The 20,194-nt window shown below is 39.6% G+C and carries 12 protein-coding genes; 1 reads left to right on the plus strand and 11 read right to left on the minus strand.

Annotated features, from left to right (window positions below):
- Positions 1-167 precede the first annotated feature (167 nt).
- The 11 genes from B3317_RS16715 to B3317_RS16765 form a co-directional block, all read right to left on the minus strand.
- Entirely contained in the window at positions 168-578 is a 411-nt protein-coding gene (locus B3317_RS16715; protein WP_291113762.1) for a DUF4945 domain-containing protein, read from the minus strand.
- A 22-nt stretch (positions 579-600) separates the two neighbouring features.
- Positions 601-2,358 (minus strand): RagB/SusD family nutrient uptake outer membrane protein, encoded by a 1,758-nt coding sequence (locus B3317_RS16720; protein WP_291113765.1) that lies wholly within the window; start codon positions 2,356-2,358, stop codon positions 601-603.
- 12 nt (positions 2,359-2,370) lie between these two features.
- Complete coding sequence (locus tag B3317_RS16725; RefSeq protein WP_414647519.1) at positions 2,371-5,565, minus strand: SusC/RagA family TonB-linked outer membrane protein; 3,195 nt, start codon at positions 5,563-5,565, stop codon at positions 2,371-2,373.
- A gap of 107 nt (positions 5,566-5,672) precedes the next feature.
- Positions 5,673-7,448: an L-fucose isomerase gene (locus B3317_RS16730; RefSeq protein WP_291113768.1), complete on the minus strand. Its 1,776-nt coding sequence runs from the start codon at positions 7,446-7,448 to the stop codon at positions 5,673-5,675.
- Between the two features lie 28 nt (positions 7,449-7,476).
- The gene (locus B3317_RS16735) at positions 7,477-9,408 is read right to left on the minus strand and encodes a glycoside hydrolase family 172 protein (protein WP_291113771.1); all 1,932 of its coding nucleotides are present in this window, start codon (positions 9,406-9,408) and stop codon (positions 7,477-7,479) included.
- Positions 9,409-9,420: 12 nt separating this feature from the next.
- Positions 9,421-11,418 carry a hypothetical protein gene (locus B3317_RS16740; protein WP_291113774.1) on the minus strand — a complete coding sequence of 666 codons (1,998 nt, stop codon included), beginning with the start codon at positions 11,416-11,418 and terminating at the stop codon, positions 9,421-9,423.
- A 140-nt stretch (positions 11,419-11,558) separates the two neighbouring features.
- Entirely contained in the window at positions 11,559-12,800 is a 1,242-nt protein-coding gene (locus B3317_RS16745) for a DUF6786 family protein (protein ID WP_291113777.1), read from the minus strand.
- Positions 12,801-12,804: 4 nt separating this feature from the next.
- Positions 12,805-15,384: a GH116 family glycosyl hydrolase gene (locus B3317_RS16750; RefSeq protein WP_291113780.1), complete on the minus strand. Its 2,580-nt coding sequence runs from the start codon at positions 15,382-15,384 to the stop codon at positions 12,805-12,807.
- A gap of 221 nt (positions 15,385-15,605) precedes the next feature.
- Positions 15,606-16,766 carry a glycoside hydrolase family 172 protein gene (locus B3317_RS16755; protein WP_291113783.1) on the minus strand — a complete coding sequence of 387 codons (1,161 nt, stop codon included), beginning with the start codon at positions 16,764-16,766 and terminating at the stop codon, positions 15,606-15,608.
- 36 nt (positions 16,767-16,802) lie between these two features.
- Positions 16,803-18,050: a sugar MFS transporter gene (locus B3317_RS16760; RefSeq protein ID WP_291113786.1), complete on the minus strand. Its 1,248-nt coding sequence runs from the start codon at positions 18,048-18,050 to the stop codon at positions 16,803-16,805.
- 72 nt (positions 18,051-18,122) lie between these two features.
- The gene (locus B3317_RS16765; RefSeq protein WP_291113789.1) at positions 18,123-19,124 is read right to left on the minus strand and encodes a LacI family DNA-binding transcriptional regulator; all 1,002 of its coding nucleotides are present in this window, start codon (positions 19,122-19,124) and stop codon (positions 18,123-18,125) included.
- A gap of 508 nt (positions 19,125-19,632) precedes the next feature.
- Between B3317_RS16765 and B3317_RS16770 the strand changes: the two genes are divergently transcribed.
- On the plus strand, positions 19,633-19,779 hold the full coding sequence (locus tag B3317_RS16770) for a hypothetical protein (protein ID WP_291113792.1): 147 nt from the start codon (positions 19,633-19,635) through the stop codon (positions 19,777-19,779).
- Positions 19,780-20,194 lie beyond the last annotated feature (415 nt).

Consider the following 20,194-nt stretch of genomic DNA (forward strand, 5'->3'; position numbering starts at 1 on the left):
ATTTTTTAATAAGATCATCCTTTTTATCGTACCGGGTATTGGTAAATTTCGTTTCTTAGATTTTGCTATTCAGGTCCCAGACTACAATTCATATATTATAAGCAAGTCCTATATAAAAAACTAATACCCGGTATCTTCCAAATCCTCTGGCATTCCTGCATATTAAATTATTCGATATGAATAACCTGCCCTTCTGAATAAACTCTGTCTGTTTTACCCTCTTCTTTTGCTTCATTAGTCAGATAACCCAGTAGTTTCACAACAAACCGATATTTCTTACTTGTATCGATTGTTATATCGCGAGATGTTCCTTCATTTTCGACTATAACTATTTCTCTGTAAATATTATTCTCTACTACCTGTATACTGACTTCCAATGGCCGTCTGAAATCATCTGATATATTTGCAGGAATCTGCCATGATAATTTGACAAGATTATTCTGCTTTGTATAACTCAAATTTTCAATCTTTGGTAAAGAATAATCAAATTCTTTATAATCAATGACATCTCTATCATAACAGCTTGTAAATGATATAATGGTGAGCGTTATGATCAGCATTCTAGCTATATTTTTCATAATCATATCTTTATTTTCAATATTAATACCCCGGATTCTGTGTATAATTACCTTTTGCCCATTTCATTTGAGGTAATGGAATTGGGAAATACTCATCTCTACCCGCTGTAAAGCGCGCATTATCCATCCATGAAAATCTATTTTTCTCAACAGCAAAATAATCATTCATCGTTTTTTCCAAAATACCCCAACGCTGCAAATCGAAGAACCGACGCCCTTCACAAGCCATTTCCAAACGGTTTTCCCATTGTAATGCTTTCATTGCAAAATCTTTTGTCCAGGTACAATTAGTTCCGGGCTTATATGTTTCACATTTGTAATTCAATATTGGCGATCCATCCGCTTTCCTCAAACGGATAGTACTTTTTGCCGCCCGCTCCCGAATTTTGTTGATTAACGGCAAGGCTTCATCCCATCTATCCAACTGTATGAGCGCCTCAGCTTTCCATAGTAATACTTCATCGTAACGAATCATCCTTTTATTCATCGAATTGAACTGCCAACCATCATACAACAAACAATTACAATTAGGATGTACCAATTCCTTTATTGATTTCAGATATCCATATTCAGCCGGGTTACGAATTGCTTTTTGTTCGAAGATCAGAAAAGGATCATATTTATAGGGTTGTCCCGGAACGGCGGCAGTATGACTAAAACGGGGATCGAATGTATTTTTACCGAAAAATTCGTTATCCCCATCAGCATAGCTACCGACATTGTAAGTATCAAACATTGGCAATCCGTCCGCTCCGGTCTTGAAAGCATTTCCCATTGTGTAACTCACATGGTGAAAACCACAGCATTGAAATCCGGCCCATTGCCATGGATGATTCAATCCTTCACTTCTGTTTATTTTTCCTCCGGTAGAGCTACCGTCATCGATCGAATATTGTATTTCCCATATAGATTCTTTCGTATTATTATCAAAAGCAATATCAAAATTATCTCCAAAATCATCGCACAAGCCAACAGCTTTACCTTCCTGCTCCGTCAACTTATTGAGATATACCAAGGCTTCTGTTAATCTCTCTTTATTGATGGTTGTTACACGGTGTCTTTCATCCTGCTCATAGGCCATAGAAAGCAGTACCCGGGCAATCATTGCCGTTGCTGCATTCTTCGTTATGCGCCCTTTATCCACTTGGCTTGCGGGTAAAAGATTTTCCGCGTCTTTAAAATCGTTCAACAGTTTTTCCCATAAGTACAGATCGTTTGGCATATCTTTTTCCCTGTTCGGTACTGATTCAAAAGCAGAGGAAGTCCCAACAACCTTCTCGTCAATATAAGGCACATATTTCCAGAACAGCTTAATACGATAAAGCGTAAAAGTCCGTATAAATTTCATTTCTCCCATTCTGGCGTTCCTGGCCGGAAATTCATCTTCAGTGATTGTCTCCAGTCTTTGCAAAGCTGTATTACATCTCTGTATTACCTGATATGATACATACCATGGGTAATCGAGAGGCCATCCATTTGGAGTTACGCCCACAAAGGTTTCCATAAAATGCCAGCCATCTCCATCCCATGTACCTCCTCCACCTTTATAAGAATCGTCGGAACGTAATGAACCTGACCACCAAGGAGCAAAAGGTGAATCCCAGGACGGTATATCTGTCATTCTTGCATATGCTGCCGTTACAAAACCTTCCATATCTTCCGGTTTTGTAAGCAAAGATTCATCTAATACCTGTTTGGGAGCCACATCTAAAAAATCGGAACAACTATTTGCCGTAAAAAAGAAGGCCAAAACGAATATTATTAATTTAAACTTTTTCATAGATACTAAGATTTAGAATGTAACATTAAGTCCAAATGTTAATGAGAATGGAGTCAAATAACCGTAACCGGGCATCTCCGGATCAAAACTTGTGTATTTATCTTTACCCCAGCCTTTTTTCAGAGTTAAGACGTTTCGTGCCGAAGTATAGATTCTTAAGTTCTGCATCAACATCTTACCTGATATTTTCTTCGGAAGTGTATACCCTAATTCTATATTTCTTAGTTTGAGGTAGGACCCATCTTCTACAAAATAGCTGGAGAAACGATGTTCTGCATTTTGTGTCGAATTAGATATAGCTGGAATATCTGAATCAGGGTTATCGAATGACCAGGCACCTAAGATTCTCTCCGGATGATTTTTATGAGCCGGTACAGTTATATTCCATAAGTCGGATTCTTGTTTCCAGATATTATTTACTTTATTGCCATAAACACCCTGGAAGAATATATTCATATCAAAATTGCGGTATTTAAGGTCAAATGTGATCCCTCCGAAGAAATCGGGATCTGTAACTCCGATATATGTTCTGTCATATACTTCGTCTACCACTCCATTTCCATCGAGATCTTTGTAGCGAATACGGCCGACAGCCTTTCCTTTCTGTTCGGCATGGTTATCAACTTCCTCCTGTGTCTTAAAAATGCCATCAGCAACTAAGCCATAGAGTATATTAGGAGTTCTTCCGGTAACAAGGTCAAGTACCCCATCGCCCGGATATTTATTAATTACGTTTTCGGGAAGATCTATTATTTTGGTTTTATAGGTTCCTATATTAGCCGAGATAGTGTACTGGAATGCTGATTTAGGATCGTTGCTATAACTAATGGAAAATTCTATCCCTTTATTATTCATATCAGCACCATTAATCCAAGGTTCGCCACCTTCGCCCATCGCTGCAATGTAAGGCGTTTGTACTAATATATCCGATGTTTTCTTATAATAATATCCTAACGATCCGTTGATCCGTTGATTAAGGAATCCGAAATCTACAGCCAAATCGGTCTGTGTTGTTGTTTCCCATTTGAGATCCGGATTACCCAACCATGTTCTTCTATAGCCCGAATATAAAGGCCCGGTCTCGTTCCCTTCTATAGGGTAAGATGTCCCGAAATAATCGGTTGTGAACGGAGTGGATGTATAACCTCTGGGTAAACCTTGTACACTCCCGTTCGCTCCCCAACTGGCACGCAACTTAAGGTCAGATATAAAGTTAAAGTCCGCCATGAAAGGTTCGTTATTGATCCGCCATCCTGCCGAGAATGCAGGGAACGTCGCATAACGATTATTTGCACCGAAAAGTGAAGACCCATCCCGACGCAACGTGGCTGAAAACAAATACTTTGTATCATAAACGTAATTGGCTTTTCCAAATACGGAGAAATATGTATACTCATCGGCAGAACTTCCAAGAGAATATTTTGATCCGGTAGTTATCCCTAAGTGAGCAAAGTCACGGTCTTCAAGATAGACACCTTCTCTTCTCGCTGAAAACCCTTCCTGTACAAACCTTGTCAGTTCTACTCCAAATACGGCATCAAGGCTATGTTTCCCTTTGTTCATATTATAAGACATCGTATTAGTCCAAACATAGCTAAGCGGATGAGACTGGCTACTTCCTACATAGTTTTCGCCGTCACTATTCCTACCTCCGTTTTCGGACCAGGCACGATCCAGAGTCCTGTTATATGCATTCCCGTAATCGACACCAAACTGTGTGCGGGCAGATATTCCCTTCCAGATATCAAGATCCAGAAAAATATTACCAATCACTTTTACATAATTATTAGTATTATCCCTGTTGTTTGTCAATACACGTACAGGGTTTGTAAAATCGTCAAAACCAGCAGCTCCTGCCCATCCTCCATTGACGTCATAAACGGGAACCGCCGGAGGCATAATCATAGCCCAACGCATCTCGTTGCCATCTCTGTACTGCAAATAAGATACAGCAAGATTTTCTCCTATCTTCAACCGGTTATTTATCAGATTATACTCAGTATTGACCCGTATTGAATACTGTCTGAAATATGTATGAATTTGCGTTCCCTGATTGTCGTAATAGCCTAACGAAAATAAACTTTTCGATTTATCCGATCCACTGGAAACCGTTAATTGATGATTAGTCATTATTGCTGTCCTGAGAATCTCATCCATCCAGTTTGTATCAGAACCTCTTACCGTTTTGTCGGCATTAAGCCATTCAGCCGGCCGCGCCGCATCCAGTATAGCTCTTCCGTTAGCATCTCTATGCCATGTGAAATCGTAGGTAGATGGTAACGACATAGCCATCCCATATATCTCTTCGTCATATGCCTGCGCTCTGAAAGTCGCAATCCCGTATTGTTCAGCATTCATCAGTTTCGGCTTATTCAATACGGTATTAAAAGAAACGCTTCCATTATATTCGACCTTGGTTGTGCCAGCTACTCCTTTTTTAGTCTGAACCAATACTACCCCTCCTGAAGCCCTGGCTCCGTATATACTTGCAGAAGCCGCATCCTTCAAGACTTGAATAGACTCAATATCTCCTGAGTTTATATCACGAAGATTCAGGTTTTCAGTTGGCATCCCATCTAATACTATCAAAGGCTTAATTCCTCCCGATAAAGATGAAAGTCCCCTGATTTGTATATTAACTCCTTCTGCCGGATCACCTCCGTTAGTAGTAATATATACTCCTGAAAGTTTTCCCTGAAGAGACTTCATTGCATTCGCTGACGGATTTTTTGCTAAATCAGCGGCATTGGCAATAGATAGTGATCCCGTCAAATCAGCCTTCTTCTGAGTCATATAACCGGTATAAATCACCTCTTGCAACATGGTAGCATCGTTCTCCATATTTACATTAATCGTGCTCTGATTCCCGACTATAACCTCAATTGTTTTCTTTCCAATAAAGTTAAAAATCAAAATAGCTTTGTCTGAATCGACTTCTAATGTATACTTCCCATCAATATCAGTCATCGTACCTTTTTGAGTGTCCTTAATAAAGACACTCACCCCGGGCAGAGTCTCTCCGGTTTCAAGTTCAAATACCGTACCTGTAACTATTCTTTTTTGGTATGTCTCATCAGTACCGTTTATCGCAAACAGGCCAACTGATGTGAAAATCATTAGCATTAGAATAAGTGCCTTTCGATACATGTTTTTCCATAGTTTTAGAAACAATATAATTCTGAGATTACATAGCAGTTCCTTTTTCATAATTTTTAGTTTAAGGTGAAACAGTGTAAAAAATCTTATTTTTGATTTTAAAGATTATAGACAGGAAGAGTTTAGAAGAAAACTCTTCCTGTTTTTATATCAACCTTCTATTTATAAATAGGGCCATATGTATTACATGCCCTATAATCAGAACCTTCAGGATCAGAGCCAAAGGCACTCCATGCCGATGGACGGAATATCTTATCCTCATCCACATTATGCATACAGACAGGGATAGAACACATGGAAGCAAGCGAAATCAGATCTGCTCCGATATGTCCGTAACTGATAGCTCCATGATTGGCTCCCCAATAATTCATAACAGAGTACACATCTTTAAAATGGCCCTGTCCGGTAAGTCTGGGCACAAAGAATGTAGACGGCCAGGTTTTATCTGTACGCTGATCAATAACACTAAATATTTCTTCAGGGAATGTAGCTGTCCATCCTTCTGCTATCTGAATAACAGGCCCTTGCCCTTTCACCAGATTAATGCGGCACATTGTAACAGGCATTCCCGCTTTTGACAAAAGCTTGGAAGAATAACCACCTCCACGGAAATATTCTAAGGAAGAAGGCCCCCACTTTGTCGCTTTAAGCATAGCGTTTACCTCCTCTTCATCTATTTCCCAGAAAGGTTTCATTACAGGTTTACCATATTTGGTCTGCTCTCCTGTAGCATCCAAAGTACAGGCTCCGGAATTAATCAGGTGGATAGCCCCATTCTCCAACAAGCCGTCCGGTTTCCAGCCTGTAACCCTTTCCAAAGCTGCAGGACTCCAATATGTTCTTACATCTGCAAATATCTGAGCCGTATTTGTTAATAATTTACCAAATAACATTGATATCCCATTCAGATGATCATCCTCTGTCGCAAATGTAAAAGGCTCACGTATGCCATTCCAGTCAAAAGATGTATTAAGAATTGCTTCAGAAAAATCGCCGTTCGGAAGAAAATCTGTCCACTGGCGCTGTCCCTGGAATCCTCCGGCAATAGCGTTGTGCCCCATTGCTTCTTCTCCAAATCCCATATCCCATAACTTATCATTGCCTATCATCAGATCGCGCATGATTAAAGTCATTTTCACTACAAATTCCCAGTCTTGGTCTTTCTGCTCACGCGAGCGCCGGATTGTTTCAGGATTATGATCCGGCAATTCATTCACAACACAGTTTTTCTTGGTCCAAGCCAGCGCTTTTTCAAATTCATCCTTATCATATATCTCCTGCTGAATCCTCCGAAGCACTTCGGAACAATCTACATATTCGGTACGCATACCCAGATATTCCTGAAGAAAATCAGGGTTTACAATAGATCCACCTATCCCCATCGAGACAGATCCGATAGCCAAATAAGATTTCCCCCGCATGATGGCTACTGCAAGGCCTGCTTTAGCAAAACGTAACAGTTTTTCCTGCACATCTTCAGGTATTACAGGATCGCCCATATCCTGAACATCACGCCCGTAAATACCGAAAGTAGGGAGGCCTTTTTGCGTATGTGCGGCAAGAGCAGCAGCCAGATATACAGCACCCGGACGCTCAGTGCCGTTAAAGCCCCATATTGCTTTTGGTATCAAAGGGTTCATATCTATTGTTTCTGATCCATAACACCAGCATGCTGTTACGGAGAGAGAAACTCCAACATTTTCCCTTTCAAACTTCTCTGCGCAGTCAGCCGCTTCTTTAACACCGCCGATACATGTATCCGCGATGACGCATTGCACAGGTGATCCATCCGGATAGCGAAGATTTGTGCTATAAAATTCAGCAACTCTTTTTGCCATATTCATCACTGTATCTTCTAAAGACTCACGGATACCTCTCCTGCGCCCGTCAATAACAGGGCGAATCCCAATTTTTGGATAGTTCGTTTTTTTCATTTTTTACTTTTTAAATTTTACTTTTTCTTTATTGTTTCTCAAGGGTCAGTATATCGAAGTGAAATTTTGATCCCCTCTCTGTTTTTTTCACTTTAATTGAAATAGAATTTGTATGTCTGGTAAGAGTAAATATCCCTAACTCTGCATTCTCCATTTTTTCTTCAGCCTTACTGTATACATCTTCCCACGATTTTATTTGCTTTTGTCTGTTCCAGACTTCAAAAGCTCCTCCATCGGGAGTTTTATAATAGGTCAGCTTAATTTTATAGACGCCCTCAGGTACTTCATCCAGCATAATACGCACCATACCTTCATTTTCAGTATCCGCGATCAAGCGATCTTTGTTTTCAACTTTCAGTCCATGGCCGATCGACAAATTCATTAACTGTGGATAAAAGATATGTGTAGAAGGCTCATAGACCGTACGCAGTTCTTCGGTCGGAAACACACCACATTCAGCAGGTTTTGATCCGTAATAGAATGCCAGAGATGTATAATCGACAGGAAATCTGTTTTGCTCAGGTCCATGTTCGATCGTAACCAGAAGGTTCTTATCGAATGTAACTTTATCCGTCATAAAAAAACGATATCCTCCGGTGCGTGCCATCGGTAAGGAATAATCGAGAGATCCGTGTATGGGTAAACTCACCCCCCGATCCCATCTATCGAGTAAAGCATACCATCCTCCATTGTAATAATCCTCCGACCCTGTACCATGCATCCTCAATTTATTATCGACCACAGTAGAATCATCTCCTTCGAAAAACAGAGTCATACCCGGGCGTAAAGCTTGAGCAATATGTATTATCCCTATATAATGCCCCCGATCTTTGATGTCTGCAAATAAATAGGGTTCGAATTCCTTTGGGTCAATCTCCCGGCGCCAGATACTATATAGGCGACCTTCTTTTTCGGGGTTCTGCGCTTCTTTTGTATAAAATACCCTGGCTTTTACTTCTACCTTCGATTGATTTATATCCTGCCTTTTTTCATATACAAGGCTCAGCCTCGCTTTTTTACTGTATGGCATAGGGATATATGAATAGTTGATTGACTGAAAAGAGCCTAATAGAAGGCTTTGCATGGCTGGCTTTCCGTATGCGTAGCCAAAGAAATCGGCGGCGGGACTGTAAATAGCAGGAGACTCATCATCATCCCACTGCGCTTTCAATATAATATCTTTATATTTACCTTCCAGAGCCGGACTAAAATCCAGTTCGATACCAGATATACGTCCTCCTTCATTGGCTGAGAAAAAAGGAACAGCTTCTCCTGGAGCAATAAAAAATTCTTTTGTTTCTACCAGCTGTTCAGCCCTATTCAAACTAGTTAAAGGTTTAACTTGACAGAGCCAAAAATTACAAGCCGTGTTTAAAGCCTCTTTTTGCTCTGTATTCCATACCATACTGAAAGACTCTGTTTGCGCATTCTCCGGATAAGGGCGGTATTGTATCTGATGAAACATGATCTTCTCTCCACAAAATACTATTTTACATGATTTTGCAAATTGAATAGGTACATAACAATAGTATCCTCCTATTTCATTTCCGCAAACCGGATTAACAAAAGGAAAAATCTTTCCTGAAAACAAGTCTATAAAAGGAATACTGATACGTGGCGTTTTTTCGCCATCAATATAGAATTGTATTGTATCTGTAGTCGGTGTGGGCGTCCAAATACGATTAATAACGCCAGGTCCTTTGTAATCGGCCAATACCAATTTCCCATTTTCCTTGCGTAGATAGGAATATTTTCCCGAAAAACCATCATCATTGTTTCCTGTACGGTCATAACTTGATTCTTGTTCTATTATCCCGGTCCGGTATTGTGGCAATAATGCAAGATCGTATAACTGCTCCAATTCACTGACCAGTGTAATAGCACCTGCATTTTTCTTCTTTTGTGAGTATGCAGGAAAAACAAGTAAAAATCCGAAAATAATAAAAATTAATTTTTTCATATTTAGTATATATTATCTGAATATCTCGACGCCAAATTTATCACGGATGCGGTTATATACCTCAGCAGCAGCCCCATTACCCCAATCGTAAATAGTGAATTCACCTATACCTATCCCATCCTTACTTGTCCGGCCGTCGTGCCCGTAGTTTTCCATCGTAAAGCCATAGTCTTTTTCATTGAAGAATGGCCAGACTCTTTCCCATTGCTCTTTGGCTAAAGGATTTTCTGGACAATACATCATTGAGAATGAAGCCCGGATCGCAGATAAACCCCGCTCTTTGTATTCTTTTTTATTCAGCAGTTTTCCATATTGAAGAATCGTTTCGGCAAAAAGGCTTTGACGAGAGTCATTCCATTCTCCGTCTGCATTCATTACACCAAATCCACCCACTGCATTTACATAAATATAGGGAGGCTGCCATACGGTTTGTGTCATAAGCATCTCATCAAGTGTGCGCTGACCAAGTTTGAGATATTCCTTATTCTTAGTTATTCTATAGCTTTCGAGAAGAGCTTCCGCTGTCCAAAAGATAGAAAAATTACATTGCTTGTACATATTGTTCCTCTCCACTTTCTTCCCTACCCACTCCGGTGTTCCCAGACGGCAACATGACCAGTACGTTTCAAAATCCTCCCACCGTCCGACAGGCACAATCTCCTTACATACAGCGTCTATCGCTCTTAATGCAGATGAACGATATTTTTCGATTTTAGTCAACTCATACAGCTTGAGCAAGAAAGTAACGCTCATTGATGTCTCCGGCGAATCGTTAAGATATTCCATCGGTTCCAGAGTTTCCAGATCGAGCCATCCCGGGAAGAAACCTTTTGCATCCTGCTTTTTTAATAAGGCGTCTGCGTATTTCCGGGTATATTCCAGTAACCGTTCATCTTTCTCTAATTCTTCATACCAACGCAGCATCAGGGTAGCAGTCCAACTCATATCCAGAATATGGAAAGGAGATTTCCGGGCATCCCAGGTGTATGGATTTCTATTGGAGTTTCCCCAATAATAAGTATCCCAGCCTTTCGAACGATTATATTGCTTCCCTTCAGTTTCTACCGTTTCCATCTCCGTACCGATCAACCCATAGAAAAAACCTTCTTTCATGCGAGCGGCCAAAGCTAATTCTTTTGAGAGTAGCGCCTTATTCAATAGTTCCTTATCGCCTTTGCGACGGGCATAACGATACAATCCACTTGCCGAACGCAAAGAACTAAACCATGCCTGATTCCATATCGACCGAAACTCCCTCTCATTTATTCTGCCGGGGTAATTAGGGCTTTGAGTTGTATTTACGATAAACACCGGAGCACCCACTTTCTTGTCACCTAACATAAATTCTTGCCAAACGGCATCTTTCCATGTATTAAATGCCCAGTTATAAGTGTAATCAACATAAGGTTCCAAATCTCCTTTTACCGGATTTCCTTCTTCATATAGTTTCTTTCCCCAATTTGTCCAGAAGAACTTTAACGGTCGGCGAAAAGGGTTTTCCAGATCTTCCTTATCTGTATATTTCATCAGATAAAAGCCGAATTCAACCCTCCCCTTAGGATATACTGCTCCTTCTTTGCGCTCATAGATAACATGTCCTGATACAAGTGTTTCACTCATACCTATTATAAGCTTATTTTCCGGAGCGATCATATCCATATACCATCGTGTAGGAGTTCCATTTTTCATTATATTGATATCCGGTATTACAGCCAGCCCTTGCTTATTATCGGTCACTATCATAGCAGGACTACGAAAAACATGTTGATCGATAATATTCTTCTCTCCGGGAGTAATATGAGGGGCCCAATTAAAGTCAGGGATAAACGCAGGCTGTATCGTTAGTTGCCAGTCATCTTGCTTGATTTCGGCAGACAAATCAAAGATAAGCCTGACATGAATCAAGCCTCTGTCTATATTCTTTATTTCCTGCTGCGGTTTAATCGAACCTAAACGATCAAACTTGATACTGTGAATTACTTCCTGAAATTCTTTTGGAAGTTTTTTCATCTCTAACAATTCTTCACTTAATACCTTAACAGGGAAAAAAAGACTTGAAATAAAAGATAGAAAGCCGACAACTAACAAATAATACATTTGTTTATTCATAACTATTATATTGTTGTATTCCTCTTATATATACTGTTTTATTAAAATGCATTGGTAATATCATCTATAGAAACTCCAAGCAGTTTTTCCGTTATTTTTGTCAAATGAGCAGGTTCTCCCACAAAATGGAATACATTATGATTATGAACCTGGGACTCATTTGGTTTGAGGAAAGCGGCCGGGGAGCAGCTCTCCACTTCCAGGAAAGGCCCCATAATACTGCCATCTTCAAGAGGTCCATCGTTATATGCATTCATAGCATCCCCAACAAGCGGATCTTTCGAAGGATTCCATTCCTGATTAAGATAAGTAGCACCTTTTTCCACATCGAAAGTAGTGATAGTCAATCTATTCAATTCAGGATCATAATTTCCGGCAATACCTTTTGTCCTGAATGAATTCAAACCTAATTTTCCCCGCTGAGCACCATCTGTCTTCAGATAGAGCGTTTCTTCTTTTACAGTTAATCTGCCGGCAGGAATTTCTCCGAAATAATCACTGGTCACGATTTTACCCATCGTTTTTTCATCACCCTTATTAAATGGAATAATAGTTACAGCTTTTGGTGCCGGGATAAACATATCCAATATCCATGTAGAAATCGTACCCGTAGCTTTAGTCCATTCAAAATCATTTTTATTGGTAATAATATTCCGGGTACTATATGCTACATATTTGACTTCATCAGCTAACCGGATACCTAGCAGGGACTTTATTTGCTCTCCATCTAATAATTCGACAGTACGGTCTACATTCAACTTAAATTGCGTTCCAAGAAAGTTTTTTACTTCCATTTCTTTTTTCATAACAACCCGTTGGCCAGTTGCCGAAATCAATTCCCATGGTTCTATATCAATAGGCTTAGGTGTATGCCAGTTATCATAGATCTGCTCCTTTCCCTTTTCGAAATAGACAGAGTATTTTCCGCCTTCAGGACCAAGCCAAAAACGATTTTCGCCTCCATAGCCATTCATATGTTCATCAGGAACAGCCTGTTCGAAAGCTTTATAGCCTATAAAACCCAGACTCCTGCCCCTTGGCCCGTCAACAGTACTGGTAAATACTTTTGCCTGATATTTGGGAGAGACGATTACCTGAGCATCATTATCCCCTTTCAGTATTACCAAACTGTCTTTTTCAGACAGATAATTCAGATCGTATCCGAATGTCCCTTTTTCATAATTTTCCATAGCGGTTTCTTTTCCCTTCTTGTTAGAATTAGCACAACTGAACAATAGGCCTAAAGCCAAAATCAGGGCTATAAATTGACTGATTTTAATCATATTATTATTTTTTTATATCTATTTGGTGATGTCTTCCCGAAACCAGACACTCCTGAATGTCGATTTCTCCGTATTTAACCTCCAGAAATGGCTTTCCATTTTTCAATCCCACATTCGCAAATCCGGTATCAGTAGAGAGAAAAGACACAAAATCATCCCCGATCCGGGAGTCGAAATAAATTGTCTTATCTACTGCATCGTAGCGGATACCGGTCAGTCCCTCCAAAAGAGCATAACTCGCCATTGCACGGGCATACCATGCTCCACATTCATATTCATTGAAAGGATTACGTATTTCTCCACTATAACGGTCACGGCATGCACGCACTATTTCCAAACCTTTCTCAACTTCGCCCTCGAACATCAGATGTGCTGCAACCTGATATTCAATACCTGTCCACACCTCATCACTATATACAAACGGGAGTTTAGGTTTACCTCCTTTCGGCCAGGAGCAGAGAAGCAGGCCACCTTCATTACCCATTGCAAACGTTGGGCGTTGAGGGTTCGCGTGTTCGCGTAAATCATGTTTCAGGTTATATTTATGCACGGCATTCAAGTGACTCGTAACTTTCGTTTTATCTATTATCTCAGGCATTCCGCATACAATTGACATCCACGAACCTAATATACCATCTGACAAACAGCCCTTGCCGTATTGATATTTAGGACCTTCTGCTTCCAATATTTTAAGAGCTTCATCCGAATAGCCCGAATTAAATGCCTGTACTTTGGTCGGATCGTCCGCATTCAAACCTTTCCATTGTATATTCTGAATAAAATATTCGCCATCGAAAAGCTTTGTTTCCATATATACTTTACTCTTGTCCATCAGCGCTTCATAACGTGAAATATCTTCTCCCAAATATTTTCCCATCAAACATATCGCCTGTAATGCTCCGGTATAGAAACTCGTAATCATACCATCAGCTCCCCAGAATTCAATATCGTAGGTATTATGATGAGGCTCTTCTATCGCCCCTACTTCACGCGGGTCCCATGTCCTGATACAGTAGTCCATACTTGCTTTTACGAAAGGGTACATTTCTTTGAGCCAATTATTATCACCCGATATACGCCATTCGCGATAGACCTTCATGATACCGCCGAGTTGTCCGTCCGCTGCCGAATGGAAATCGTGAATAACAGGACGTATAGGCAAATTGCTCCGGAATACCTGATGGCCTTCCTTATTTTGGCCTGCATAATATTCTGTCTCCCGCAATGTGCGTTCCATTGCCGGAAACAAATGAGGCACTGCCTGCGCATAATTCCAAACATGTGTACAGGAACCATGGCACGATCCCCAGGTATCTCCACATCCTTCCCAATTCCACATACGTCCATCATATTGGCGGAAGACTGTCGGAGATTTTAATATTGTAAGATTAGCAGTAACGGCTTCAACCACTTCCGCAGGAAGCGTACTATTATAAAAAGCCTCTGTAAATAGCTTAGTCTTTGATTTTAGATCATTATAGTTTTTAAGCCAGTAAGCAGAAACTTCTTTTATATTCTCAAATTTATTACTATACCATGGACGGTAATTCCCATCCCCTTTATTATCATAAGGATAGCATTTTGTTGTACCATCTGTGCATTCAGGGATATTTGGATAGTCCGATCCGGATTTAGGATCTCCGCCTATGCGCAGATTAGAGTAAGGTACATACCAAGCCATATAGAGTTTTACTGTTTTAACTTCTCCGGGTTCCAGTTTCACGGGAACAAACAATGACGCTCCGGTAGCCCCCTCTAATTCGGGTGGATTGTTTTCTATTGTTCCTGTAACGACATTATTCCAACAGATAGTCAGCGGGTCAAACCACCCTCCTCTGAACCAGTTATGATTTACCTTAGTTTCAGGATCATCAGTAAATATAGCAAACTCACCCTGATGGAAAGGTTCATCCCCGGCTCCGGACTGGTATAGAATAAAGCCATTTTCGTGTGATTTTATACAAGAGGTACCTTTCCCGTGTACATACATAAAATTGCGTGTATTGTACGAAAAAATTGCTTCGATGACAGTATCGCCTGTATTTTTGAATTCATACTCCAATCCCCCTACCGGCAGACTCGAGTTATCAGCATCTGTAGGGATAAATGGATTCCATGCGTTTATTTTTACATCCACAGGCATTTGATCGTCTTTCAACTCTATTTCGGCAAATGGAAAACGAGCAGTAAAGGTATTTTCCTTATAACGGGGTAGCCCCCATGTCCCACCTCCACCTAAAGCAGAGAGCGGCATTCCAAACTTTTTCCAGTCAGGGACCTGACCTTCTAAGATTTTGGTTGTATTGTTGACATCTTTTATATGAAGGGCCGCAAACATGGCAGGTTCATGAAAAACCTCTGGACGATGCCGCAACGACATATTTGATATCGCACCACTTCCTTCGAGACAAAACATCCCTGTTCCCATTCCCCCTATCGGGAAGGCAATCCGGTTTGTATAATCTCCTGTATATTTTTCATTATAGATTCTGGATCGTTCCCTATTACTTTTCTGAGTACAGCAAGTAAGAGATGCCAGCCCAATCACAGCCATACATAACAGGCTATGGTGTACTTTTTTCATAGATACAGTCTCGTTAAATTAAGGACGATGAATATACCTTTATAGAAGGTATCAAAAAGACATTAAGAGTAGATTATAATAAGCCTTCAGGGCTTATACGTTTTTGTTTTCTTACTTATTATCTTAAGAGAGACAAAGAAATATCTTATATATATTCCAGAACAGAATCTAAAGGGGGAGGATAAGGCTTACATCCCCCTTTAGATAAATAACCTAAATTATTAATTAACCTCTAAATCCTGCCAACCCGGTAATTTCGGAAATTTAGCATGTGGTTCACTCTGATACCAAAAAACAACTGAAGATATATCCGATTTTTGAGGCAGGTAACGTCCCCCTGCTCTCCAACCCAAATCTTGAATTGTTATTTTGAGATCTTTTTCGAAACGTACAGGATCCGCTATGTGCCATCTATACATACCGAAGCGTTGCTGGGAACGGTAAGTTCCATCGGGACGAATAACCTGATGTAATCCTGCATAAGGCGTACAAAACTCTTTATACTGTCCTTCACGGTCAAAATTGTAAGATCCACAGAAATAATCTTCCGCGCCGGTACCGCAAATAGTAGGGTATTTAGTATCTCCATCCATAAAGAATTTTATTTCTCCTTCGCCCCACCATCCATTATTATTTACTCCCTGAGCCATATATGTACCCACGTAATGTCCTTTTCCTTTAACTCCGTCAATCATTGTATAATCTGATGTTTCATTGTAATGTGTACGACGGAATTGCGCATGGAAGTACCCTGCATCAGCCGGAACATCAGTCAGTGTATAGTCGACTTGATAATAAAGTACCATCGCATCTTCCGGATTGACATTTTCCATTGTGATCTTACATTTCTTACGGAAAGGCATTGTCCAGTAACAATTGAATGCGCTTCCCGGATTAACGCATATGGCCAATGAGCTTAAAGGAGCATAAACACCCCATCCCATACCGAAAAAGTCTCCAACAGGACATTCTACCGATGGTTCTTTTTCATCGTCCCAATAAAAGCGCAGAATAGAAAAACGCCAGTTGCCTGTAGGTGTCATCCAAATATGCTGGATTGCCCCAGGGCCTTCAATCTCAGCTAATGTAAATGTTTCGCCGGGTGCTATATGAACATACGGATTAACTTTCCATGTTTGCCCGAGATCCCGAGCAGCATGGTGTGCATTCGCTACATTCCGTTTATCTCCCTGCATAGCCGGATCAGCCATTCCTCCTTTACCCTTCTCTCCTGTAAAATTTTCCGGGCTGATAGAACGTGTTTTTGCATTAGATAGCCGATGCAGATTACTCATATCCACACCAAGACCGTTAAACGCTTCTTGCGAGAATAAAAGCTGCGTTATAATAAAAAGACTAATTAGAAAACAAGTTTTTTTCATGGTATTTTATTTTTAGATAATAATTGAAAGTTCGGTTTAATTTTTTGCCGGCTTATAGCCATGTAAGCCAAAATATAAAATAAATAAGAAACATGCGAGCGGGATAAAAAAACCGATAGCCATATTTTCCTCACCTAATGCACCCATTATAATCGGAGAAAACGCACCTCCTGCAACAGCCATGGTTAAGAATGACGCGGCACGCTTTGTGTGCTCGCCCATTTTCACAAGCCCTAATGCATAAATCGTAGGAAACATAATGGACATGAAAAAGAAATTAATGTATAGGGCATATAAAGATATCTTCCCTAAAGAAAGAATAACCAGAACCATTGATATAGTACACATTAAAGCATAAAGAGACAAAATATGCTGAGGTTTGAATTTTGCCATAATAAAACTCCCCGACAGTCTGCCAATCATAAATAAAAGCATGCCTCCGAACGACAATAACTGGGTAGCCTCTATTTTTGATATATTATGATCCTGCTCCATCACATAATTGATAAAAAAACCAAATATTCCCGATTGCGCCATCATATATGCGACCAAAGCCGCTATCGCTAACACAAAATGCCGATGCTGAAATAAAGGTATGGCGTTATCATGTCCGGGTTCGGCAATTTCCTGAACAACTTCTTCATCGGACTCCTGTATATCCGGAAGTTTGACAAAAAAGAACAATACTGTAATAACCAATGTACAAATACCAAGCAGAATATAAGGCTTTGTTAAGGCTAATGTATCACCTTCTTCTGCACCGAAAATAAGAGCACCTCCGATAAGTGGGCCAAGAATCCACCCCAATCCGTTTAACGACTGGGACAAATTGAGCCGCTGCGCGCCACGTTCTTTCGGCCCTAACACTGTTGAATAAGGATTTGCCGCAGTTTCAAGAAAGCATAACCCGCACGCAACAACAAACAGTGCTATAAAAAACGGGTTGGCCGAATGAAGATAGGCCGCCGGAAGAAAAGAAAAGGATCCTACGGCGTAAATCAATAAGCCAAATATAATCCCCTTTTTATATCCAAAACGGCGCATGAACATGCCTGCGGGAACACTCATAAGACCGTATGCTATATAGGTAGAAAATTGCACAAACCCCGATTGGGCCTTGGTCATAGTAAACGCTTCCTGAAAATGTTTATTCAAAACATCAAGTAACCCATGGGCAATTCCCCACATTAAAAACAGGCTACTAACCAGAATAAAAGGGATCAAATAACTCCCTCCGCCGGGTGAGGCAAACAATGATAATTTCTTTTTTTTGTGTTTTTCCATTATAGTATTATTAATAAAAATATGCTTATACGTTTAACTAAAAATAAAAAAAATTTATCTTTTCTATTTTTGTTAATTTTCTCCGGGAACCACTATATTCGTTTGTAGGGTTACGCTTTCCACAATTTTATATTTTGGGTTCTCTATATATTTGAATAATATATCCAGAGTCCTTTCCCCCAATTCCTTCACAGGCTGCTCTATACAAGTAATATCTATATCTGCAAAAATATACTCATCAGGATTATCTATACTTACATATTTCAAATCGCGATAATTATCAAATTCTCTCAACGCAATTAATGACTGTACTCCCACCCTGTTGGTCGCAAAAACAACAGAATCGACCTTCTTATCCATCAATGCAGCTATAGCCTGCTTCACATTTTCTTCAAAATTCTCGAATGAGACAGAACGAACAAGATCACCATCAACAGCAACACCATTCATTTCTAAAGCTTTCGCATAACCTTCATATCTCTTCTTTATATTCGGCAAATTAATATTATAAGCCATAAAACCGATACGCTTACAACCCTGCTCCAACAGGATATTAGTCAATTGAAAAGAAGCCCCTATATTATCAATCTGAATAGAACTTACGGGCAAGCCTTCGATACCTCTATCCACTGAAACCACCGGCACTTTACGCTTTACAAGTTCCATCATAGCCTTTTCGCTATCCTGAGGTGGCACTACAATTATACCATCGACATTTTTTTCTATAAAAAGATGAATAAGACTTTCAAATTTGACACTCGACTCATCAGAACTACCGAACATAACCTGATACCCCTTTACCTCCGCAATATTTTCAATATGCCTGGCCAGTTTCGCAAAGAAAGGATTGGATATATCGGCAACAATCAAGCCAAGAGTCTTTGTCTTCCCTGTACGCAAGCTTCTTGCGGCCATATTAGGCCTATAGTTCATTTCAATTGCAGCCCGGCGAACTTTTTCTGCAACTTCCTTCCCAATACGGGAATCTTTGTCTTTTTCATTCAAAACCAAAGAGACCGTAGCACTGGACACTCCTAATTTTTCTGCAATATCTTTTATAGAAACTCTAGCCATAAATCTATTTTACCTAATCGATTCCACAGGGTTTTTGCACTCTTAAATAAACTAATAACGACAACCCATGATGCAAACATAATACTATTAAATCGTTTTAGCAAACTTACGGATTATTTTTTTTATCAGATTATTAATTTTAACATTTAACATAATTAAAAACATATTTAGGCATAGTCTACATATCGATTTTCTATATTTCGATTTTAAAGCAGAAGAAGGGCATCATTCATAGGAAAAAAACATAAACATCTGTTTATAAATTATATGATAAAAAAAGATAAAGCATTATGGTAAAAAAAGAATCATGTTAAATCAGAATTATATATTGTCAACGACGAAAATATGGCACTTTCTTCAATATTTATTTCTAATTAATTTATACATTTGTTATAGTTAATCGTTTTATTAAAATAGAAATACCATAAAGAATATTATTTCCATTGTTCTACTCAGCCTATTTACATTATTATCAAAAGCACAGCATGAAAAACTAAAATTCGAAAATATGGCGGCACCCGATACAAGTGAAATATGGATACAGCCAATTCAGGGGAAACCTGCAATGGCAATATGGGGACACACTAAAGGTATTTCTGTTGCTATTCCCCAACTAAACATTATGGCCAGAGGAATTATTACAAAAGAGAAATGAAGGAGCCCTTTAAAAATGGGAACCGATATATATCTGACACTACACCTGAATCTCCTAAGGACTTTATAAAAAAATAAGGACAGGCAAGTAAGCAGGTTATATCTATTCTTTTTTTCGAAAGATAAATTAATTAAAACCGTGATCCTGCACATTGCTCCTGTATTGTCACGTTTACTAAAGGGTTATGAATATTTACTAATAACCGGAGTTATTCTTTCCCTGCGAATAAGATGGGAAAGATAAGCATTGTTTTGGATACACATTGTTATCAATCAGAACTTAACTAATCGGGGCCACATGATAATCTTCTCTATGAAGGCTGGGTTCCTTTCCCTTACATGAATAAGCAGTACCGAATAGAAATATCACGCTGTCATATGATTATTATATCAGATTTATATGTACTTTTATCCGT

The organism is Dysgonomonas sp. UBA7710 (assembly GCF_002482385.1).
Lineage (GTDB): Bacteria > Bacteroidota > Bacteroidia > Bacteroidales > Dysgonomonadaceae > Dysgonomonas.